We start from the raw sequence: 21,021 nt of genomic DNA on the forward strand, positions 1-21,021 counted from the left end.
CCTCCGAGATTCGGAGGCTTTTTTCTAACGATTAAGTCGCTTTTTTGCGGTAATTATTTCTTTTGTAATTGGAATATGCTTCATCGCCTTCCCTAGTCCGTATAACGGCATATTTCCATATACAGATTCATACTGTTGCTTTTTCAATTCATAGGTTTCATGGTAGATCCCAACAGAGTCATTATTTCCAATCTTCTTGTTGAAGCTTTCCCATGCTTTCAAATGTTTTTCACCTTTTGCATATGCCAGTAAATCATCGAGAGACTTCCAATATTGAATCATAACAGTTGTTCTTAAACCAAAATAACTTTCCATTGATAGAAACCCTAGCTCCTCTTTATTCGAATAGAGTTCCTTAATCATCCCAGGCATAGCAGTAAAGACAGGTAACCAATGATGGAATAGATAGCGTTTGTTTATCCTCATTCCAATAAGAAATACTACTAAATCTTCCTGGTTTTCTGTTGTAAATCGACCTTTATAAATGTGCTTTGCCATTTACTCTTCCTCCTTTTTAAAATAATCTCGAGTCGTATCACACCATTCCATCGCAGCTGTTGCCACCCGTTTCCCGTAATCTAAAGTAAGTAACCAATAGGTCACATCCTCATGATGTTGATGATTGGATTTGATCATCTTTTCAATAGCCTGATAGGTTTCATAGGTTTCCGTTAATTTTTGCTTATAAGTTTCCAGCTGTAATAATGTATTTTCTTTTGTTTGGTGTCTTCCGAAAAATAATTTTAGTAATACTTCATTTCGCTCGTGAGGTATTTGTTCGATTGGCTGCTCCAACCATTCCTTCAAGGCAGCTTCCCCTTTTGAAGTTAGTGAATATTCATGTCGATCAGGTTTACCACCTTCTGTGAGTGTTTTTACGGTTGCTAATCCCTCTTCCACCATTCGTTTCAGAGTAGGATAAATTTGCCCATAACTAATTTTCCAGAAATGATTTAGACTTTGATCGATGAGTCGTTTGATACTGTACCCCGTTCTGCATTCAGTCGTTAATATACCAAGAATGGCATATGTTGTATGATTATATTTTTTCATGGAATACCCCTATCTAAATGATATGTATCTTTTAGATATATAATACATGTAAAATGAACGTTAAGTCAATGTCTTTTTTAACATAGCAATAGAAAAGAAATAGTCTGTCAATAGCTATGATAGAATATGCACATAAAGGAGGGAGAATAATGACAAAATTAAAGAAAAATATTGTTCCACATTTGTGGTTTGATAAGGAGGCCGCTGAAGCAGCGAAGTTTTATACGTCGATTTTTCCTGAATCAAACATGACAAACAGTACGACATTGAATGATACCCCATCAGGTGACGCTAACTTAGTCTCATTTGAATTATGGGGACAGAGGTTTATGGCTATCAGCGCAGGTCCTTATTTCCAATTCAATCCATCTATTTCATTTACCGTTAATTTTGATCCATCACGAGAAGCCAACGCTCGTGAGAAACTCGAGGAGGTTTGGAACAAATTATCTGAAGGTGGTTCTGAGCTAATGCCTTTAGATAAGTATCCGTTTAGCGAAATGTACGGCTGGATTCAAGATAAGTATGGTGTATCGTGGCAGTTAATCCTGACTAATCCTGATGGAGAAGAAAGGCCTGCTATTTTACCTTCGCTTATGTTTGTTGGTGAGGTGTGTGGGAAAGCTGAGGAAGCCGTTGACTTTTATGTGTCTACCTTTAAGAGCACAAATTGGGGACAGATTTATCGCTATCCTGAAGGCATGGAGCTTGATAAAGAAGGGACGGTTATGTTTTCAGATTTCATGCTATTAGATCATTGGTTTACTGCAATGGATAGTGCAATGGATCATGACTTCCAATTCAATGAGGCGATCTCCTTTATGGTATATTGCGATACGCAAGAAGAAATTGATGACTATTGGGATAAGCTATCGGCTGTTCCTGAGTCCGAACAATGTGGTTGGTTAAAGGATAAGTTTGGAGTGTCTTGGCAAATCGTACCGAGAGAAATGGATGAGATGATGAATAATAGCACTGCAGAACAAATCAATCGACTGAATCAAGCAACACTTAAAATGAAGAAGCTCGATCTGGCAGAATTGAAAAAAGTGTATAAGGGATAATCAGTAGATGGTATAAATACACAAGGTGAAAATAACCCCCTTTTTTAGGGGGTCCTTTCACAAGCACTTGATTTCACTTTAGTTAGACAGATTTTACTGCTTCCTCGACAGGGGTGCTTCCACCAACAACCTGGAATTCCTTCCCGATCGTGGAATCATTGATTAAACTTTCTACAATAACTCTCGCAATGTCTTCTCGAGGAACTTCTCCTCTTGCTACCGTTGTTGCAAGCTCAACTTTATTTTTTCCAGAATCATTTGTTAATAACCCAGGGTGTATAATGGTATAGTCTAGGTTAGTGGATTTAAGCCATTCATCTGCATAATGCTTCGCCACTACATATGGAGCAAAGGACTCTGGAGCAGATTGAATAGCTTCACGAGTGGTATCAAAGGAACTGATCATAATATATCGTTTAACTTTCGCTTCTTTCGCTGCTTCCATTGTTTTCACAGCAGCATCTAAGTCGATCATCAGTGTCTTATCCTTCCCTGTGTTTGGACCAGATCCGGCAGTAAAGACGATAGCATCGACTCCATCTGCAGCTTTTGCAATGGCTTCTATTTCATCTTCTAGATCTACTACCGCTATTTCTGCACCTAATTCTTTGAAATAAGGAGCCTGTTTTTCATCACGAATCATAGCCCTTGCCTCTAGCTTGTCATTTTCCTGAATAAAGGAAACCAGATGTTTACCGATTTGTCCATTAGCACCAATAACTAAAACTTTCATTTTTTCACCCTTTCTACATGTTCTATTTATTATTTTAACCTAATTAATGATAAATTAATAATCTTGCGCTTACTTAGAAAAGACTTATTAGGAAAAAAATACTAAATTTTATTATATGTATAAATTACATAGACTTTACTTGAAATCTTTTCTATTATAAAGAGTGTAATTAATCATACATAGAATGAAACGTTATCATCTGAGTTCATATTCTAGACGGATGAATCTATCACATTTAATAGTTAGGAGGAAAGAAAGTTGAAGAAAATTAAACAACCATATCTGCTCTGTTTCTTCATTGCACTTATGCTTTTTCCTTTTATGCAGCCAATAAACACATCAGCGGAGAGGGCACCTCTTGCTGATATCTCAACATTAGCCACTGTTAGCTCTGTTGAAGCAGATGGAGGATTTCTGGAGCCTGTAACTGATTGGTTCGGTTCAGTTGGAGATAGTATTGAGAATACGATTGACGGTGTGGAAGAGACGGTTAAGGGTATTGTCAATTATATAGGGGAACTGATAGGAACAGTAGATGAAGCTATATCTTCTTTTTCGAGTGGAAATACTTATTCCTCTGATGGAGTAGAGGAGATTCAAGAAAAGGTAAATCAGGCAGATGATCTATTGAAAAAAATTGGTATAAAGCCAAAGTCAGGGGAAAAGATTGTTTACCGTGTTTTACCAGATAAGCAGGATATCTCCGAGGGTATAAAGGCTAGAAGGCCGGATAGAAATATGAGTATTGCTGGACATGTGAGAAATGGAAGTAAGGAGAATTTTAAAGGCTCTCAATTTATTTCCACAACCAAAAGCTTTGATGTTGCCCTCGACAATGCTAGGTATGATATAAATAATGACAGGAAGCCACAGGATCTTCGGATAGTACGAATTGATTTGAATAAGGTTACTAATAAATACTATGATTTAACAGACCCCGAAATACAAGAAAAGTATCTAGTCACCAAGGCTGGTAAACCATTTCAAATGGTCCGGAATTATGCGAATAGTTCACAGGAGGTACTTGTTGAAAAATTTATTCCTAAGGAAGCATTTGAGTTAATCGGTCGTCCTTCCGAGTTTATGAATTAACAAAAGGGGTGTCAATATGGACCAATTAACATTATTGGAACATTTTATTGAATCGGAGATAAATTTGCTTGTTAAACTGCGGATGGGTAATGGCATGGATGAGAAGGAATATGAAAATATGAAAAGGTCGTTTTCACTATTGATAGAGCAATGGAGTGATAAAGACTCTATTCCACAAGATGCCGTACAGTCAGTCATGGAAGTCTGTGGTGAGCTTTATAACTTTTCCAGAAATTATTCAGGAGAAGAATCCGAGAGAATACGGGATGCTGCAGCAAATATCAGCACCTTGAGGCAGAAGGGTCTTGCTTGTGATCAAATATCGGACAAAGCAAAGGAAAAAGTTATGTCAAGTCTCATGGAACAAATTGAAAAGGGCGGGGGCTTTTTTGAAAAACTCCAACAAGGAAAGGGCTTGGATGAAGAACAATTCGAAGAAATCCTGGAAGAATTGACGACTATCGATGACAAAATATTCTTCTGGGATACAATGCCGAAGCCACTTGTCAGAATTCTGATTTCCCTTTATGAAATGGATCTCTTTGTTTATAAATATGAAGATGAATTTCAGGATCAGGTGGAAGCGGACAAGATATATGATGCATATGAAAGATTTTTTGATTTAATTGTAGGTTAGTAATCATTGAGTCGATAATGGTAGACCATAACCTTCACAAATGAAAATACATTCTAGAGGAGAAACAAATAATGAATGACATCATGAAGCCTTTTGGCATCGTAATTATTTCAGCCATGCTTATTGGACTGTTTAACTTTACCAACTACGCAGAAACAGCTAATTTGATCGGTATGTGTGCAGCTCTTTTATTCTTTACTTTATTCATTCATGAGTTAGGACACGTTGTATTTGGAATATGGTCAGGTTACAAATTCAATTATGTCACAGTTGGTCCCATCACCATTGAAAAAACAGATCGGTTACGTATAAGCGTCAATGACAGCTGGTTCAGTTTTGGTGGAGTTTCGAACTGCACACCATTGGCCAAAGATTTAGAAACGATCGCCCGGCAGCATAAATGGTATGCAGCGGGTGGCCCTATTTTTTCAGTAGTAGTCGGTATGATCAGTTTACTTACTGGAGAGTTCATGAACATCGATATGGTATACTACTTTGGTATTTTTAATTTAAGTGTATTCGTTTTAACCATTTTGCCATATCAAGGGTCCTTAAAATCCGATGGTCGTATATTGTGGGAGCTATGGAGAGGTGGGAAACATTCAGATGAATTTCTAATTTCTTTATTATTAATTAAGGAAATGATGACTCCATTACATCCCAGGGACTGGTCAAAGGATTTAATCAGACAGGCTAAGACATTGGAACCAACCATTGATAATATTTCGGTTGCACATATTCTCTTTTATTATACGCTTGTCACGAAAAATTACGATACAGCTTCTAATTTGATTGAACCATTTAAGCAGATACCTATAACAAAGAAAAATAAATTCACATTACAATTTATCAACCAAATTAAGCAGATCGATATGGTAGTAAATAAGGAGGAGGATAAGGTACAATTTGACCGATTGCATCGGCTTATGAATTCCTTTGAACCTATCAGTTATAAAAGGAGTGAAGCAATTCGCGCCAAGCTGAACGGGGATAATGAGCAGGTAAGAATCCAATTATCCGAAGTAATGAAGGAAATAGAGAAAGGCAAAGGGCAATTTGGCTTTTACTATGCTGAGGAACAACTATCTATAGTTCTAACAAGTGCAATGCAACCTGAACTGGAGCAAATGATGTAACCAATTAAACCCTAAGGAGATGTTGATTTATGGAACCGCGAATTTCAGTTCTTACATTAGGAGTAGATGATTTAGAAAAGGCAGTATCCTTTTATCGAGATGGATTAGGTTTGCATACAGAGGGAATAGTAGGAGAAGAATTCGAGCACGGTGCTGTCGCTTTTTTTGATCTGCAATCTGGACTTAAATTAGCATTATGGAATAGGGAAGCTATTGCTCACGATGCAAAGGTTACAAAAACAGCAAACAGTCCGACAGAATTTACGATTGGACACAATGTAAGCAGTAAAGAAGAAGTAGATCAAATCATGGAACTCGTAGAAAAAGCGGGAGCCACCATTACACTAAAGGCATGTAACACCTTTTGGGGAGGATATTCCGGTTACTTTCAAGATCCTGATGGACATCTTTGGGAGGTAGTCTGGAATCCGGAATGGGAGTTTTAATAAAATTTATCTAAGGAGGCGATAAGATGCAAAAAATTACGAGAAAAAACCCGTCAAATATGCCACCACCTGTAGGTAATTACACACATATTACGAGAATTCCTAAAAATGCTGAGTTATTCGTAACATCCGGACAAATAGGGGTAGACCAAGAAGGGAATATTCCTCCTACCATCAATGACCAAGTGAGTAACACATTTAGTAATATCAAAGCCTTTTTGAAATCTGAAGGATTAGATGCAACAAACATTATTAAAGTGAACATATGGGCAACAGAAAGGATAGATTGGGATTTCTTTTATACCCAATGGGGGCAGTTATTTACTACAGACTATCCATCAATGACCATAGGGTATATCACTGAATTGGGCTTGCCCGAGATAAAGATCGAAATCGAGTTATGGGCAGCTAAGCTTGAAGCATAAACATAAATTACTGAAACCATGGGATATCGAAAAGATAGTTCATGGTTTTAACTTATGCCTCTTTTTCTTTTTTCTTCAGTAATTTGATTAATCGATATAAGTAATGCGCACCACGAAGTTGCTGCTCAATTTGATAATCCATATACACTAAAGAATCCATGGTGATTTTTCTTGCCTCTGTGACGTTAAGCTGATTGATTCTATCTAGTATCTCTCGAACACTATCAAGGAAATATACCGATGATTGAACGGTTCGAATGATTAATAATTTACGAATATCGTCACGACTATACATTCGATAGCCATTCTCAGCGTCCCTAACAGGTTTAATTAAGCCCTCTTTTTCCCAATGCCGAATCGTAGTGGCTGGGACTTTAATTTCCCTCTCTACTTCCCCAATGTTATACAGGTTTTTATTTTGCCTATTCAAAAAGCTCTCCATATTATCAGGTTTTAATATATCTAATGCCTTTATTGCTTGTTGTTTATTTTCATATAAATTTGCTTGGACTCTATTTACTTCCCATAAAGCTTCCGTAAACTTATTTTGCTGAATCATAGGCATAACTTTTCTTACTGTGGCCATCCCAAACCCTGGATACATAGCGCGTATACATTTGAAATAGGCTTCATGTACTTCCGTATAAACACGATACCCATTTGCCTTCCGTTTGGCTGGTGGAACAATACCCCATTTTTCATAATGCCGTAAGGCACTGGTTCCTACGTCTAGCTCTCGAGCAATGTCTATCGGTCTTAATTCCATAGGAGCCCTCTCTTTTCTTTAAAAGATTCAATTAAAACATTGTAACCCCATGACGGGTTTGAATCATTTTAAGCCTATTATAATAATAACATTGCTATCAAAACTTTGCACTTGCATAAATGTTGTATGCTTGAAATAGAAAAGATATTGGAGGAGATAGTTTTGGAAAATGTAATCGTGGTAAATGGGGCAAAAGAAAATAATTTAAAGGACCTGTCAGTATCTATTCCAAAAAATCAACTCATTGTCCTAACAGGTCCTTCCGGGTCAGGAAAGTCTACCTTGGCAATAGATACATTATTTAAAGAATGTCAGAGGCAATATCTAGAATCCATGGGCTTACAAGGAATTGATAAACCGAAAGTAGAATTCATGAGTGGGCTTTCTCCATCCATCAGTATTAACCAACAAATTGCCAATAAGAATCCTCGCTCAACAGTTGGAACCGTAACAGATATGTATACAAGTCTACGGATGATTTTTGAGAAAATTGGTAAGAGGAGATGTTCTGTTTGTCAGTATGAGATAGAGCCAACTTGGAATGAAGAGGAAATAGAGAAAGAAGAAAATAGCTTTCGAGAATATATTCATTGCCCGAAATGTCAGCATCGAATGGAAAAATTGACTCGAACGCATTTCTCTTACAATACCACTGAAGGAGCCTGCCCTACTTGTAAAGGTCTAGGAGAAGTCGTCGATATTCATAAAGAATCTCTCTTCCATCAAGCACATTCGATTGAAAATGGAGCCGTAGATATATGGAAAGGGCGCTATGCAGACTATCAGGTATCTATTGTAAAAGCTGCGATGAACTATTACGGTATATCACTTCAAGAACAACTACCTCTAAAAGACTATACCCCTGCCCAAAAGGCAATTTTATATTATGGTGTCGAAAGTGAGGAAGTGAAGAAATATTTCCCTACTGTTAAGCCTCCAAAAACGGTTGATAAAGGCAAATTTGAAGGTGTATTAACAGGAATGTGGAGAAGGTTTACGGAAAAGGCTGGAGCCTCTGCAGAAGCTGAAAATTATTTTTATTCCCAGACATGTCCTGATTGTAAAGGAGAAAGGTTAAACGAAACTAGCCGAAGGGTTAAGGTAGCAGATAAAACGATTACACACCTCGTAAACCATTCTTTAGAGGAAATGCTAAAATGGAGCAAAAGTCTAGAGAAGTCATTAGATGTAGAAAGTTATTCGATCACTAAGACGTTTATACAAGATTTAGAGACAAAGCTTACAAGAATTATCAAAATAGGATTGGGATATTTGACGTTGGATCGCCAAGTGATAAGCCTATCGGGAGGAGAAGTACAAAGGTTAAGACTTTCAGCCCTTCTCGATTCTGCATTAACAGGGGTACTTTATATCATGGATGAACCTACTGTAGGGTTACATCCGAAGGACACCTTAGGACTGTTAAGTGTATTGAAAAAGCTTAGAGATTTAGGTAATACAGTCTTAGTTATCGAGCATGACGTAGACGTGATGAAGCATGCAGACTATATCATAGATATGGGTCCAGGTGCAGGTAAAATGGGAGGAGCAATCGTTGGCGAGGGAAACTTACAGGAATTAATGGAACAGGAAGCTTCCGTGACAGGGAAATATTTACGGGAAGAGCACAAAATGGTGAGTGATTTCCGGCAAGGGATTGGTAAGAAAATAACGGTACATCATGCCAATGTTCATAATCTAAAGGATATAACCACTTCCTTTCCAATTGGATGTCTTACAGCAGTTACAGGTGTATCAGGTTCAGGGAAATCATCGCTTGTTTTTGATGTATTAGCAAGAGGGAACGACAAAATCCACGAAGGCTTTGAGAAGGTTACAGGCCTTCAATATTTTGATCAAATGATAACAGTCGGTCAGTCACCACTAAGTAGAATGAAACGGTCTAATATTGCAACATATATAGAAGTGTTTACTGAAATTCGAAAGCTATTTTCTCAGTTAACAGTAGCGAAAGAGAACAAGCTGACAGCAAAGCATTTTTCTTTTAATACAGTCGGTGGACGTTGTGAAAATTGCCAAGGATTAGGTTATGTATCAACAAACATGCTATTCTTCGAGGATTTAGAGGTAATTTGTCCTGTTTGTCATGGAAAGAGATTTAAGAAGGAGATCCTTTCAGTAAAATATAAGGAGCATTCCATTAATGATATATTGGAAAGCTCTGTTCATGATTGTTTAACGATTTTTAACAAGGAGAGAAAGGTGAAATACGTTCTTGATTTACTAGTGGAGATTGGTCTTGGATATCTGAAATTAGGCCAATCCTTAACAACCCTCTCAGGTGGAGAAGGACAACGATTGAAGCTGGCTAAGGAGCTCCTGAAACAAGGGAATAAAAAATCCTTATATTTATTAGATGAACCTACAACAGGATTACATCCCAATGATACTGTTCAATTACTAAAGCTATTAGATAGATTAGTGGATGCAGGAAATACGGTTATTATGGTGGAGCATAATAGCCAAATGATTAGAGCGGCAGATTGGGTGATTGATCTAGGTCCCGAAGGAGGAGTAAATGGAGGTCAAATTATAGCCGAAGGAACACCAGCAACGATAAGAGAAAATCAAACTTCCTATACCGGAAAGTACTTATAGGCAGAGTTTCACCGAGCTGAGCTTCGTAAAGTTCAGCTTTTTTTTGGATCTATCATTCAATAAATTTTTGTTATAATGGTGCAAAGAGGTGTTGTTATGACAAAAAACTTTAAAATCAAATTACCTGAAATCCCTTTTGATTTAGAAGAAGGGAAGGAAGGGGATATTTTCACAAAAGAAGAGCTGGAATTATCAAATTGTAAGATATCTAATAGCATGATAAGTAGTAAAAATTTTTATCCTGTGATGATATCCAAGGTTATTTTTAAAGGAGTGACCTTTCCGAGTGTTTCTTTGGAAAGGGCAGACTTGACGGATGTGATCTTTGAAAATTGTGATCTATCAAATGTTAATTTGAGACAGGGATCGATACATAGAGTTGCGTTTAAGGATTGTAAATTATTAGGTGTGGATTTTTCGGAAAGCTCGTTAGGGAATGTATCCTTTGAGGGATGTATCGCGAGGTTCAGTAGTTTTGTGGAGTCTCGTTTAAATCAAGTAATATTTGATCAGACCTCCTTACAAAATGCTAATTATTATCATAGTAAATTTATCAATGTGGAGTTTCAGAAGAGTGATATGAATGAGGTCGATTTCCATCAAACGGTGCTTAAAGGCATTGATATTAGTACTTGTACATTTGATAGAATGAATGTTTCGATGGAAAGTCTAGAAGGATGTGTAGTTTCACCTGAACAAGCTATTGGTTTTTCTAGATTGTTAGGGTTAAAAGTAAAGCAATAAAATACGTTTAATGAGGTGAACAACATGCCAAAAATCTATGGACTTACTGTAGATAACCAAACCCGCTGTAAACATTATCATAATGTAAAGGATATTATTGCGATAAAATTTAAATGTTGTCATAAATTTTATCCATGCTATAAATGTCATCAAGAATGTGAAAATCATTCGATTGAACTATGGAGCGCAAAGGAAAGAGAGGAAAAAGCGATAATCTGTGGAGTCTGTGGAGTAGAACTAACGATTAATCAGTACATAAATACAAATCATTGTTTACATTGTAAGTCGAAATTCAATGAAAGATGTGAAAACCACTACCATCTGTATTTTGAATAGCGAAGTTTTATGAAACGAAAGCCTTGAGTTATTCGTATATTAATACGGGGGAATTAAGATGGAGAAACATCGCAAAAAGAGTAAAACATTATTCTTTATCGGGATATGGTTAGTGGCTTTTGGCATTACCTTTCATAGCAGCTTAGGAATTCAAGAGAATATGTTAGGCTTTCCTGCAATACCACTCATGATCATAGGAATAATTCTATTAATGGTTTCCAACTTTTACAAGACAAGAGGTGATGGCGCATGAGAATATTAATGAGTCTATTATTTCTTCTATTTATCGGATATCATAGCTATAAGTTAATCGTCCTTTTAAAGAAAATGAATCAAGGTGTAATTATGCCGCTAACAGATGAGGAGATGGCTTCCATTAAAAACTCTGAACGTAGAGAAATAAAACCCCCGACCCTTTCTACACAAAAATGGGGGATCATCCTATATGCTTTTACACTAGTATTAGCAACAACGCTGTTTATCCTGGCCATTTTTCACGATGAATTTAATTTCTATTTGTACCCCTTTTTCTTTATCCCTTTACTTCATTCCAATGATTTGTTTCAGTTGTTTTCTATCACAAATAAAGGGATTCTTAGTGGGAATCAGTTTATTCGATGGGAAAAAATAAAGTCATTTGAATTTGTTCCGATAGATGTAAACAGTAGGCATTATGGCTTTTCTTCAGAAATTAATGATAAAAAAGAGTTAAAAATTAAGTCAAGATTTCGAACGATAAGCTGTATTGTGATGACAGAGGAGATGGAGCAAAATCTACAAAAGGTATTAGAGGAAAATGTGGTTAGGTCTTCATATAGTTAGAGAAGTGTGGCATGCCATAGCTGAAAAAAACGAAGTAGGAAGAGAGAAATCCTCTTCTCTCAATCTACCTATTTCAAGGTTTTTACCATAATATAGTTTTCTTTTTCTTCATCACCAATAAAGATAGAGTATTGACCTCTTATTTCAAAGCCTTTGCTCTTATGAAATTCAATGGCATTTTTGTTCTTTCGCCAAACACCTAGCCATATTTCATTTTTGTTATGCTCTTTGGCTAGCTCAATGGCTGTCTGCAGTAATGTTTTACCAAAACCTTTGTCTTGGTACTTTTGTTTGACGTAAATTCGTTCAATTTCCATAGCATTCTCCCCGACTTCACGGGTTTGGGCTGGTCCCTCATTAATTTTTAAATAACCGATGAGAATATCATTGGAATACAAGAATAAAAAAGAAGAAAATTCATTGGATAGTTCTTTTGTAAGTTGATTAGTATTGAAGGCATTTTCTAAATAATCGTTCATGTTTTCTGGAGTGTTTAAATGGCTGTATGTTTCATTATAGGTATCTGTAGCAATATCCTGCAAAAGACGTAAGTCATCAAGTGTACATTTACTTATCATAGTTTTCACGCAATCACTCCCTTTTAAATTTTCCTTAGGTAATTTAAGTATATTTTAAAGAAAAGGTGTAAGTCAATGAAAACGAATACAGATTAATATGTGTAATAGATAATTTTAGCCTATACTAGTTGGCTTCTTAGAAGACTGAAATCTATTTAACGTCTGTACGAACCCTTAGGTAAGAATAAAATAAAGTGAAATGAGAGGTTTTTTAAAAGTGAAGAAATATATAGTTTTTGCTGTAAGTTTTTTAATCATCTATTCCTTACTTCAACTCATATCTGGAATGATTTTAACTTTGTGGTATACGCCATATATAGCAAACGTACGCAGTTTTGGTGTCAATTCTCCACAGGAAATCCATTTATTCCAACCCATAATCATAGCCTTTCTATCAGCAACCATCGCATATTTTATTCCAGCAAAATTAAAATAAAGTAAAAAAGCCCTTTACAGAATTAGACTATAAAGGACAACACCTTAAAAGCGGTAGAAGGAAGTAACTTTCTATTTTTGATATAAAATAGTTTGGGCAACCCCGATAAAGTATTCTGATTCTACAATAATATGATTCAACACGACCTTAGCGGTTTGATTGGTGCTGATCGGTTTACTTTCTTCCATTAATGTACGACAAAAGTTTATAAATTGCTGACTCTGTTCAAGGCAAAAAGAGGTTAGCTTCAAAATATCCTGATAAAGTGCATCTGAAACCTGTCCAGCAGATCGGTTAACTGTTTCAATATACCTCACTACTTGCTGATGGGTTTGAGCAAAAGCCTTCTCCCATTCTTTCAGTGCATCAACGTATGGCTGCTCCAAATTTTTAACGAGCTCTCTAATAACGACTGTATGCTCTTCTTCTTGATGCTTCCAAAACTCAGCTTCATCTAGGACACGAAGTGGCATCTGATTCCCATAATAATATTGCATAAAAACCCTCCATCCTTATTGACATCATTAAATACATATACGAAAGGATACAGGATTAGAACTTGATCCGATGCAAATGAAAAAACCCAATTCTAGAGAAGTCTCCAAAATTGGGTTTTTAGTAATTATAGTAAACCAACTAGCTTAAGCCCATGTTCTATCCCATTATTCTCCACAGACTCTGTAATATATTTTGCTACATTTTTCACTTTTTCCTCCGCATTTCCCATTGCAACACTGTTGTTTACTGTCGATAGCATTTCGGTGTCATTCAAGCCATCCCCAAAAGCATATATTCTTTCTTTTGGAATATTTAGTTTTTCTACAATCTTTTCGATCCCTTTTGCCTTTGAACCACCTTTAGGGAGGACATCAACAGATAAAGGATGCCATCTCACAAAATCAAAATCGCGAAAATTATCTTTATACTGTTTCACTTCCCCTTCTGGACAAAATAAAAGAGATTGATATAATTCGCGTCCTTCGTAATAATACGGATCATGTGTCGGAAAATGCTTGATCTTTAATGACTCAATTCCTTCTTTGACATGAGGGTGATCAGGAACATTCGCCTTCATATCTTCATGATCCATAAATACAACGGGATGGTCATTGTGAAGAGCAGTTTCAGTTAGTTTAATTAAAGAATCGATATTTAATGGATTCGTATGTAGCACTTCCCCGTTTAAAACAATATATTGCCCGTTATAACTCACAAATGTATCAATGCCTAATTCTTCGCGCAAATCCTCGTACATAAAAGGTGCACGGCCTGTAGCAATAGCAACTAGATGTCCATTCTCTTTTAATTGGAAAATCGCTTCTTTTGTGGAAGGAGGCAATTTTTTATCATGGTCTAATAATGTTCCGTCTATATCAAAAAATATAACGCTTTGTTCTTTCATTTCTTGTCCCACTTTCCTTTTATATTTGATGTCGTATGGTTACCATCCTTAGTGTAAGCTATGAAACGCGTTTCATGTCAAATATTCGTTTTTCCTTGATCTGAAACTGGTTTCATAAATTAGACTAATAGAGGAGGGGAATGATTTCCAACTCCCCTCTAAAATATTGTTGACCTTATCAGCGTAATAGCCATGCTAGCGTGATGGTAAGGTTCAACCTTTATGCTAGAAAAAAGGTCTGCTATTAGAGCAGACCCATTACAATCCCCAATCTATTTTGAGCATGTTTTTTAAATATTGAAGTTGTTCTTCCCCAATTTTGACGGCCATTTTATCCTCTAATTCTTTTTTTAATGCCTCATTTTTTTCATAGCAACTTATACCAAGATCGGTTAAACGAATACATTTCTCTTTTTTGTTATGTTTGGCATCAATGATTTCTATTAATCCCTTTGCTGCCAGATTTTTAATGAATTTATGTGTTGCTTGTCTCGAGATATCTACATTCTTAGCAACAGATGCTATCGTTGGCTCCTTTTTATCGATTTTAGCGAGAATGTACCATTCGGAATTGGATAGAATTATTTCACTATGATCATTTCGCAAATCTTCTAATAATTTACGAAGCTGTATTTGCCGTTCGCTAAGCATATCGAATAAGCTGAGGTTGTGTAAGTCATCATTCAACAAGACCACTCCTGCGCATTTTTTCGAAACTAATTATAAAAAAAGCACTCTCCTTTGTCAACTAGATTGACATCTTTTTAAAAATGGCGTATACTATAATTGTAAACTAAGTTGACAAAATGTTAGTTGGAGGCTTGACTAAATGTTTAATGTTGGAGATATGATTATCTATTCGACACATGGTTTGTGTAAAATTGACGACATCTGTGAAAAGAAGTTTAGAGATAAAGAGAGAACCTACTATGTGATGCACCCAGTAAAAGATCCAAATTTGACGATTAGTGCACCTGTTGAGGATAATCAAACTAACATGTGGACAGTTATGAATAAAGAAGAAGCCAAGGAAATATTACATTCGTTCCAATTTCCAGGTGTGGAATGGATCGACAATGCAAGAGAACGCAATAAAAAATATACGAGTTATGTTCATACAGGAAACCGCCAAAAGATTTCTAATATTTTAAATACACTAATGAAAAAAGAAATAAAGGCTAAAGAAAACGGCCACAAGGTGTCTGATTTGGATCACAAGCTGTTAGAATCAGTACAAAATATTATGTTCAGTGAGCTGGCTGTCTCATTAGACACGACGTACGAGGAGATTGCCAGCAAAGTGAACAATATGATTAGACAGACGGTATAGAATTCACTGCGTAGAAGAGTTTGTAAGCTCTTTTATGCAGTTTTTTTTATGTAAAGATTAGTATATCTTGGCCATCGCGCAGTCACCCAGTAAAATAACCAAGATAAAACAAAATATCTTGGTTATCCCGTAGTCATCAAGCAAAATAATCAAGATAAAATTCTCACGAACATTAACAATTAAATCAGATAACACTAGCATTGTTTTTGTATTTATAATAGAATGTTAGAAAAGAAAGGAGCATACATTTACCAACGCGTAAAAAAGCTCATGAATTGCAAGTCTATGAAGCACTTATTTACCGTAAGCGATTTTCTAGCAAAGACAAAAGAAGGTATAGGAGCTTAAAAAGAGGTTATGAAGGGGAGGTCTATTTTGATCATCTACTAGAACAACTCCCAGGTGGTTACATATTGTTAAAAGATCTTTGTTTAAATTATAACGATAGGTTTTTCCAAATAGATCAGGGGCTTCTATATAATAATCTGTTTTATATGTATGAAATAAAGAATTATATTGGTGAATATTATGATCAAGACGAAAAGCTCTATCATATTTCGGAGAAAGAAGTGGATGATCCGCTTATTCAGTTAAAAAGATCCAGCTCCTTGCTTAGGCAGCTTTTCCATCAACTTGGCTTCACCACCCCAATAGTACCTACTGCAGTATTTCCGAACCCCGAATTTACACTTTTTCATGCACCTCGAACGGATAAAATTATTTTACCATCCCAGTTAGGGCAGTATATCAGACAATTTAATCAAACAATTCCACTATCTCCGTCTCTACAGCAATTATCCGACAAGTTACATAGCCTAAATAAAAAAACATCCCCTCAACAAACACTTCCTGATTACCATTACAATGAATTAAAAAAAGGAATGCGCTGCCCTTCCTGTTCCGGAATACTAAAGGATATAGCAAAAAATAGTTGTACGTGTAGAGCATGTGGAGAAAAAGAAAACTTACAGCACGTCATTTTACGCAATATAGATGAATTTCAAATATTATTTCCAAATCAAAAAATAACGACTAAAATTATTCACGATTGGTGTGAAATGGATCTTAATTGGAGTATTAGAACTGTTCTTAAGAAAAACTTTGAGAAAATGGGAGCTAATAAAGGTGCGTATTTTGTGAGAAAGTGAAATAATGGACAATTTTTGAAAGAGGTGAAGAAATGAAAATAATAGAATTACCAATAAAAGTCGAATTTAATGACCAAAAGGATTATATTTATCCTAGTTTAATAGAATCGAGGGGTGAGCTCACCTTAGTGGATACGGGATATCCCTTTTGTTTAAAGTTAATTGAGGAAGCGATCATTAAAAATCACTACCAAATAGGTCAATTAAAAAATATTATTATTACCCATTATGACATGGATCATATCGGTTCATTGCGAGAATTTAAGGATCAATTTCCTTGGATAAATATAATAGCAAGTGACACAGAATCTAAATACATTAGCGGGCAGGTTAAATCTGAAAGGTTGAAGCAAGCTGAAGAGATGCAACAGCACATGCCAAAAGAACTCCAAGAGTTTGGAAAATCGTTTATAAGCCAACTGAAAGAACAGAAACATGTTTCAGTTGATAGAGTTGTCTATAATGGTGATCTAATCTTAGATAAAAGTTGTGAGGTTGTTGCCACACCAGGGCATACATCAGGCCATATTTCTTTGTTCTTCCCTCATTTAAACAGTGTAATTACAGGGGATGCCGCAGTTCATCAGGATCACAAGCTTATGATCGCTAATCCTGATTATTGTTTAAATATGGAGGATGCAAAAAAGTCATTAGCAAAATTAAAAAAACTTGATGCGAACACCTATTATTGCTACCATGGCGGAAAATATACCAAAACTAATGCTTTCCTATACTAATAAACTATGCTAAAATAAGAACAAACGTTTCCTTATCTGCATCAATCACTACTAAAGACAGTACATACAAGGAGAAGTAAAATGACAGGAAAGACACATATTATGGGAGGGATAGCATCGGCTGCCGCTGTTGTCCATTATCAACACTATGACCCTACTATTTTTATTATCGCAGGGGCTTTTGGGGCTGTTTTGCCTGACATTTGCCATGGTGGAAGTAAAATTGGTAGAAGGTTTCCGCTTATTTCAAAAGTAATCAATACAATATTTGGCCACAGAACCTTTACCCATAGCCTCTTATTTTTGTTACTAGTTGGCTATTTATTAACTCTTTTCACAGATAATTCATCGATTATTATGGGAGTTCTGGTAGGAATGGTAAGCCATTTTATTTTGGATGCTGCAACGAAAAATGGAATTAAGCTTTTTTATCCAGTCAGTATCACCATTCGCTTCCCAATCACAACAAAAACTGGTGGAACGGTAGAGAATATCGTTCTATTGGGGTTAACGCTAGTGACCATCTATTTTGGGAAGGATCTTATTTTATAATAGAAAAGGGCGGACATTGTCAAACGCCCGCCCCGAATTATCCCTCTAATCGAACATCCTTCACATGTGTGGCCATCCACCAAATATGTCCAAATGGATCGATTAATCCTCCGCGCCTATCTCCATCTGCTTGATCCTCTACTGGTGCTAACTCTTTTGCACCAGCTTCCATTGCTTGCCGGTAGAGAGAGTCTACATCTTCTACATAAAGGAAAATATGCATAGAAGAACCACCAAGCGACTGGGGACCGCGCATTAATTCAAAGTCTGGGAACTCGTCCACTATCATGATGATGGAATCCCCAATTTTAATTTCTGCATGCTTTATCTTTCCATTATCATTTTTTAGGCACATTACCTCACTTGCACCAAATGCCTTCTTATAAAATTCTATCGCTTTGGCAGCTTCTCTAATAATCATATAGGGTGCTACAGTGTGATGGCCTCTAGGAATAGGATACATAATAATCTCCTCCATTCAAAAATATTTGTTACATTCATTATAATCAGCACATGTCATTTATTATTGTAAAAAAATGACCTATCTAAAAAAGCGGAACGTGATTTTTAAAATCTTGATTCGATTGATAGGCTGTTGGTTTTATGCCTGAAAAGGAACGGAAATCGTGAATGAAATGGGCCTGATCATAATATCCACATGCTAGTGCGATATCCATCCAATCAATTGAATCTACTTTGTGAATGGAGCTGAGGATATGTTGAAATCGTTGTACACGCCAAAATTGCTTAGGTGTCAGACCAACTTCTTTTTTGAAAATATCGATAAAGTGCCGAGGGCTTAGATTGATTTGATCAGTGATATCGCTAATTCGAAGCGGATATTCTGGTGATTGAAATTTAGCTAGGGCATAGGTGATAATTGGGTGGTTGGTTGTATCCTTTTTCATCTTTATTAAAAATTGCTCCAAGATGTGGAACATAAAAGTAGGTGAGCGAGCCTCAAGTAGCCTTTCACGTAATGCCTTTACTTTATCGCCCCATAATTGCTCCAAAGAAAGATGGGTATTCCATAACTCGTAAATCGCAACTGGGAAAAAAGGAAAAGCACCTCCAGGCTTAAAATGAATACCTACCGTATTCGTTTGACTTGCGGTATCGATCACAACAAAATCTGAATGAGGACCAGAAATGATGCTCCCCTGATAACTTGTAAAGTGATCATGCGTCTCTTTATCATATAGCTTGATGATATCTTCTCGTAAATTGATCACTAATTCTATTGATCCATCCGGGAGTACGCGTTCTTTTTCGTGGGGTGATTGAAGTCCATTGCTGTACCAAAAGATATGAACATAATCCGACAAAGGTGGTGGTGGATGATAGGTTAGAAATTCTGTCATAATCAACCATTCCCTCCATTCCTAGCAAAGTTAAATATATTTTATCATAATAACATCGCTTTCATGAACAACAGATGCAATATGATTTAGTGATCTGGATAAAGATGGTATCATAATGTTAAAACAGGGTGAAAAAAGGAGTTGAGAATAGATGAAGGCATGGTATATAGAAGAACCTGGAAAGATAGAAAACCTAACGTGGGGGGAAATCGCGGATGTTAGTCCTGAAAAAAATCAATTGGTTGTAAAAATTATCAGTACGGCATTAAACCCAGTCGATTATAAAATGATCGAAAATGGCAATCCGTATTGGAAGTATCCACATGTAGTTGGGGTTGATTTAACAGGAGAGGTTGTAGAAATAGGTTCAGAAGTACATGGATTTAATATAGGAGATCGTGTGGCCTGTCATACTAATTTATCGAATAATGGCGCCTTTGCTGAAAAAGCAGTAGTAGATTCAGATGTTACAGCAAAAATCCCTGATGATGTTTCTTTTGATCAAGCTGCTACCATTCTCTGTGCAGGAATGACAGCATATGAAGGAATTGTACAAAAATTAAACCATTTTCAGAAAAAATCTATCTTAATCCATGCCGGATCTGGTGGAGTAGGGGGATTCGCGATTCAGCTAGCTAAAGAATTAGGATTAAAAGTTTTTACCACGGCCTCTTCCTATAACCATTCTTGGGTTAAACAGCTTGGTGCAGATATAGCCATTGACTATCGCACAGAGGATGTAACTAGCCGAATCTTAGACGAGACAAATGGTGAAGGTGTTGACCTTATTTTGAATACAGTAGGACGAAAAGAAGCAACAGAAGACCTAAAACGCCTTACTTTTTCTGGTCAATTAGCCTATATAGCAGGAGGACCTGACACTTCTGACGTGAAGCCTTTTACCTTATCTCCATCCATCCATGAAGTAGCGCTAGGGGCTGCCCATCAAAGTGGATCTGCACGTGCAAGGAGAAATTTAGCTTACATGGCGCAAGAATTAATGCAAAGGGTGAAGGATAAAAGGCTTGATGCCATGGTAACGGAAGTTCTTTCCCGTAAAGAGTTGCCTGAAGGACTAAAGAAATTAAAGGGCCGACACGTGCGAGGAAAAATGATTGTCCATATGCAGGAGGAGACTTAAGAAAGGGCGGATGTAGCTTGCCAATTAAGGGATTAAATCATCTATTATTTTCCGTTTCTAATTTGGAAAAATCGATAAAGTTTTATCGGGATGTGTTCGAAGCAAAGCTATTAGTAAAAGGAAATACGACAGCTTATTTTGATTTACTTGGGATGTGGCTTGCATTGAATGAGGAAAAAAATATTCCTCGTAATGAGATTCATAGCTCTTATACACATATTGCCTTTTCTATTGAGGAGAAGGAATATAGCGAAATTTACAACAAATTAAAAGAATTAGATGTAAATATACTTTCAGGTAGAGAAAGAGATACGCGTGATAAGAAATCTATTTATTTTACCGATCCAGATGGGCATAAGTTTGAGTTCCATACAGGAACTTTAGAGGATAGACTACATTATTATCAACAAAGTAAGAAGCATATGGAGTTTTATTTATAAGGATAAAAAGGAGTGGAAGGGAC

Annotated in this window: 28 protein-coding genes; 18 read left to right on the plus strand and 10 right to left on the minus strand. The window is 36.4% G+C overall.

Annotated features, from left to right (window positions below; genetic code table 11):
- Positions 1 to 24 precede the first annotated feature (24 nt).
- Positions 25 to 498: a monooxygenase family protein gene (locus ACZ5R4_RS14975; RefSeq protein WP_054860458.1), complete on the minus strand. Its 474-nt coding sequence runs from the start codon at positions 496 to 498 to the stop codon at positions 25 to 27.
- Complete coding sequence (locus ACZ5R4_RS14980; RefSeq protein WP_109982908.1) at positions 499 to 1,053, minus strand: PadR family transcriptional regulator; 555 nt, start codon at positions 1,051 to 1,053, stop codon at positions 499 to 501.
- 149 nt (positions 1,054 to 1,202) lie between these two features.
- On the opposite strand from ACZ5R4_RS14980, the gene ACZ5R4_RS14985 reads away from it, so the two are divergent.
- Positions 1,203 to 2,117: a VOC family protein gene (locus tag ACZ5R4_RS14985; protein WP_109982907.1), complete on the plus strand. Its 915-nt coding sequence runs from the start codon at positions 1,203 to 1,205 to the stop codon at positions 2,115 to 2,117.
- Positions 2,118 to 2,199: 82 nt separating this feature from the next.
- On the opposite strand, the gene ACZ5R4_RS14990 is transcribed toward ACZ5R4_RS14985, so the two are convergent.
- Positions 2,200 to 2,850, minus strand: a complete 651-nt coding sequence (locus tag ACZ5R4_RS14990; RefSeq protein ID WP_054788728.1) for an SDR family oxidoreductase — start codon at positions 2,848 to 2,850, stop codon at positions 2,200 to 2,202.
- Between the two features lie 258 nt (positions 2,851 to 3,108).
- On the opposite strand from ACZ5R4_RS14990, the gene ACZ5R4_RS14995 reads away from it, so the two are divergent.
- The 5 genes from ACZ5R4_RS14995 to ACZ5R4_RS15015 all read left to right on the plus strand — a co-directional run bounded on the left by ACZ5R4_RS14995 (position 3,109) and on the right by ACZ5R4_RS15015 (position 6,586).
- On the plus strand, positions 3,109 to 3,942 hold the full coding sequence (locus tag ACZ5R4_RS14995; RefSeq protein ID WP_109982906.1) for a DUF7587 domain-containing protein: 834 nt from the start codon (positions 3,109 to 3,111) through the stop codon (positions 3,940 to 3,942).
- A 16-nt stretch (positions 3,943 to 3,958) separates the two neighbouring features.
- The gene (locus tag ACZ5R4_RS15000; RefSeq protein WP_464367553.1) at positions 3,959 to 4,579 is read left to right on the plus strand and encodes a hypothetical protein; all 621 of its coding nucleotides are present in this window, start codon (positions 3,959 to 3,961) and stop codon (positions 4,577 to 4,579) included.
- A gap of 71 nt (positions 4,580 to 4,650) precedes the next feature.
- Positions 4,651 to 5,715, plus strand: a complete 1,065-nt coding sequence (locus ACZ5R4_RS15005; protein ID WP_054788731.1) for a site-2 protease family protein — start codon at positions 4,651 to 4,653, stop codon at positions 5,713 to 5,715.
- A 29-nt stretch (positions 5,716 to 5,744) separates the two neighbouring features.
- Positions 5,745 to 6,161: a VOC family protein gene (locus tag ACZ5R4_RS15010; protein ID WP_109982904.1), complete on the plus strand. Its 417-nt coding sequence runs from the start codon at positions 5,745 to 5,747 to the stop codon at positions 6,159 to 6,161.
- A 26-nt stretch (positions 6,162 to 6,187) separates the two neighbouring features.
- A complete protein-coding gene (locus tag ACZ5R4_RS15015; protein WP_109982903.1) occupies positions 6,188 to 6,586 on the plus strand; it encodes a RidA family protein in 399 nt (132 codons plus the stop codon).
- Positions 6,587 to 6,638: 52 nt separating this feature from the next.
- On the opposite strand, the gene ACZ5R4_RS15020 is transcribed toward ACZ5R4_RS15015, so the two are convergent.
- Entirely contained in the window at positions 6,639 to 7,352 is a 714-nt protein-coding gene (locus ACZ5R4_RS15020) for a MerR family transcriptional regulator (protein WP_109982902.1), read from the minus strand.
- A 162-nt stretch (positions 7,353 to 7,514) separates the two neighbouring features.
- On the opposite strand from ACZ5R4_RS15020, the gene uvrA reads away from it, so the two are divergent.
- From uvrA to ACZ5R4_RS15045, 5 genes are all read left to right on the plus strand, one after another.
- A complete protein-coding gene (gene uvrA, locus ACZ5R4_RS15025) occupies positions 7,515 to 9,971 on the plus strand; it encodes an excinuclease ABC subunit UvrA (RefSeq protein ID WP_277678650.1) in 2,457 nt (818 codons plus the stop codon).
- A 96-nt stretch (positions 9,972 to 10,067) separates the two neighbouring features.
- The gene (locus ACZ5R4_RS15030; protein ID WP_464367554.1) at positions 10,068 to 10,715 is read left to right on the plus strand and encodes a pentapeptide repeat-containing protein; all 648 of its coding nucleotides are present in this window, start codon (positions 10,068 to 10,070) and stop codon (positions 10,713 to 10,715) included.
- A gap of 24 nt (positions 10,716 to 10,739) precedes the next feature.
- Positions 10,740 to 11,051 carry a CHY zinc finger protein gene (locus ACZ5R4_RS15035; RefSeq protein ID WP_054860447.1) on the plus strand — a complete coding sequence of 104 codons (312 nt, stop codon included), beginning with the start codon at positions 10,740 to 10,742 and terminating at the stop codon, positions 11,049 to 11,051.
- Between the two features lie 58 nt (positions 11,052 to 11,109).
- Positions 11,110 to 11,304 (plus strand): hypothetical protein, encoded by a 195-nt coding sequence (locus ACZ5R4_RS15040; protein ID WP_054860446.1) that lies wholly within the window; start codon positions 11,110 to 11,112, stop codon positions 11,302 to 11,304.
- A complete protein-coding gene (locus tag ACZ5R4_RS15045; RefSeq protein ID WP_054788737.1) occupies positions 11,301 to 11,873 on the plus strand; it encodes a hypothetical protein in 573 nt (190 codons plus the stop codon). The genes ACZ5R4_RS15040 and ACZ5R4_RS15045 overlap by 4 nt, the downstream gene beginning before the upstream one ends.
- Positions 11,874 to 11,941: 68 nt before the next feature.
- On the opposite strand, the gene ACZ5R4_RS15050 is transcribed toward ACZ5R4_RS15045, so the two are convergent.
- Positions 11,942 to 12,451, minus strand: coding sequence for a GNAT family N-acetyltransferase (locus ACZ5R4_RS15050; RefSeq protein ID WP_464368499.1), 510 nt, complete (start codon positions 12,449 to 12,451; stop codon positions 11,942 to 11,944).
- Between the two features lie 217 nt (positions 12,452 to 12,668).
- Between ACZ5R4_RS15050 and ACZ5R4_RS15055 the strand changes: the two genes are divergently transcribed.
- On the plus strand, positions 12,669 to 12,887 hold the full coding sequence (locus tag ACZ5R4_RS15055; protein WP_054860444.1) for a hypothetical protein: 219 nt from the start codon (positions 12,669 to 12,671) through the stop codon (positions 12,885 to 12,887).
- Between the two features lie 71 nt (positions 12,888 to 12,958).
- Here the strand turns inward: ACZ5R4_RS15055 and ACZ5R4_RS15060 are convergent, their stop codons facing one another.
- The 3 genes from ACZ5R4_RS15060 to ACZ5R4_RS15070 form a co-directional block, all read right to left on the minus strand.
- Entirely contained in the window at positions 12,959 to 13,384 is a 426-nt protein-coding gene (locus ACZ5R4_RS15060) for a DUF2935 domain-containing protein (RefSeq protein ID WP_054788739.1), read from the minus strand.
- A gap of 125 nt (positions 13,385 to 13,509) precedes the next feature.
- A complete protein-coding gene (locus tag ACZ5R4_RS15065; RefSeq protein WP_464367555.1) occupies positions 13,510 to 14,289 on the minus strand; it encodes a Cof-type HAD-IIB family hydrolase in 780 nt (259 codons plus the stop codon).
- Between the two features lie 258 nt (positions 14,290 to 14,547).
- On the minus strand, positions 14,548 to 14,985 hold the full coding sequence (locus ACZ5R4_RS15070) for a MarR family winged helix-turn-helix transcriptional regulator (protein WP_342767694.1): 438 nt from the start codon (positions 14,983 to 14,985) through the stop codon (positions 14,548 to 14,550).
- A 133-nt stretch (positions 14,986 to 15,118) separates the two neighbouring features.
- Between ACZ5R4_RS15070 and ACZ5R4_RS15075 the strand changes: the two genes are divergently transcribed.
- From ACZ5R4_RS15075 to ACZ5R4_RS15090, 4 genes are all read left to right on the plus strand, one after another.
- Positions 15,119 to 15,619, plus strand: coding sequence for a CarD family transcriptional regulator (locus tag ACZ5R4_RS15075; RefSeq protein ID WP_054860443.1), 501 nt, complete (start codon positions 15,119 to 15,121; stop codon positions 15,617 to 15,619).
- A 275-nt stretch (positions 15,620 to 15,894) separates the two neighbouring features.
- On the plus strand, positions 15,895 to 16,767 hold the full coding sequence (locus ACZ5R4_RS15080) for a nuclease-related domain-containing protein (RefSeq protein WP_464367556.1): 873 nt from the start codon (positions 15,895 to 15,897) through the stop codon (positions 16,765 to 16,767).
- Between the two features lie 32 nt (positions 16,768 to 16,799).
- Positions 16,800 to 17,504 (plus strand): MBL fold metallo-hydrolase, encoded by a 705-nt coding sequence (locus ACZ5R4_RS15085; protein WP_109982894.1) that lies wholly within the window; start codon positions 16,800 to 16,802, stop codon positions 17,502 to 17,504.
- A gap of 81 nt (positions 17,505 to 17,585) precedes the next feature.
- The gene (locus ACZ5R4_RS15090) at positions 17,586 to 18,056 is read left to right on the plus strand and encodes a metal-dependent hydrolase (protein ID WP_109982893.1); all 471 of its coding nucleotides are present in this window, start codon (positions 17,586 to 17,588) and stop codon (positions 18,054 to 18,056) included.
- A gap of 37 nt (positions 18,057 to 18,093) precedes the next feature.
- Here the strand turns inward: ACZ5R4_RS15090 and ACZ5R4_RS15095 are convergent, their stop codons facing one another.
- Together ACZ5R4_RS15095 and ACZ5R4_RS15100 are read right to left on the minus strand one after the other, a co-directional pair.
- Complete coding sequence (locus tag ACZ5R4_RS15095) at positions 18,094 to 18,519, minus strand: VOC family protein (protein ID WP_245902223.1); 426 nt, start codon at positions 18,517 to 18,519, stop codon at positions 18,094 to 18,096.
- Between the two features lie 82 nt (positions 18,520 to 18,601).
- Positions 18,602 to 19,417 (minus strand): helix-turn-helix transcriptional regulator, encoded by an 816-nt coding sequence (locus ACZ5R4_RS15100; RefSeq protein WP_109982983.1) that lies wholly within the window; start codon positions 19,415 to 19,417, stop codon positions 18,602 to 18,604.
- 151 nt (positions 19,418 to 19,568) lie between these two features.
- Between ACZ5R4_RS15100 and ACZ5R4_RS15105 the strand changes: the two genes are divergently transcribed.
- Both ACZ5R4_RS15105 and fosM read left to right on the plus strand, forming a co-directional pair.
- Entirely contained in the window at positions 19,569 to 20,558 is a 990-nt protein-coding gene (locus ACZ5R4_RS15105) for a zinc-binding dehydrogenase (RefSeq protein ID WP_464367557.1), read from the plus strand.
- Between the two features lie 17 nt (positions 20,559 to 20,575).
- Entirely contained in the window at positions 20,576 to 20,998 is a 423-nt protein-coding gene (gene fosM, locus ACZ5R4_RS15110) for a FosM family fosfomycin resistance protein (RefSeq protein WP_054860437.1), read from the plus strand.
- Positions 20,999 to 21,021 lie beyond the last annotated feature (23 nt).

The organism is Gracilibacillus sp. JCM 18860, assembly GCF_055395245.1.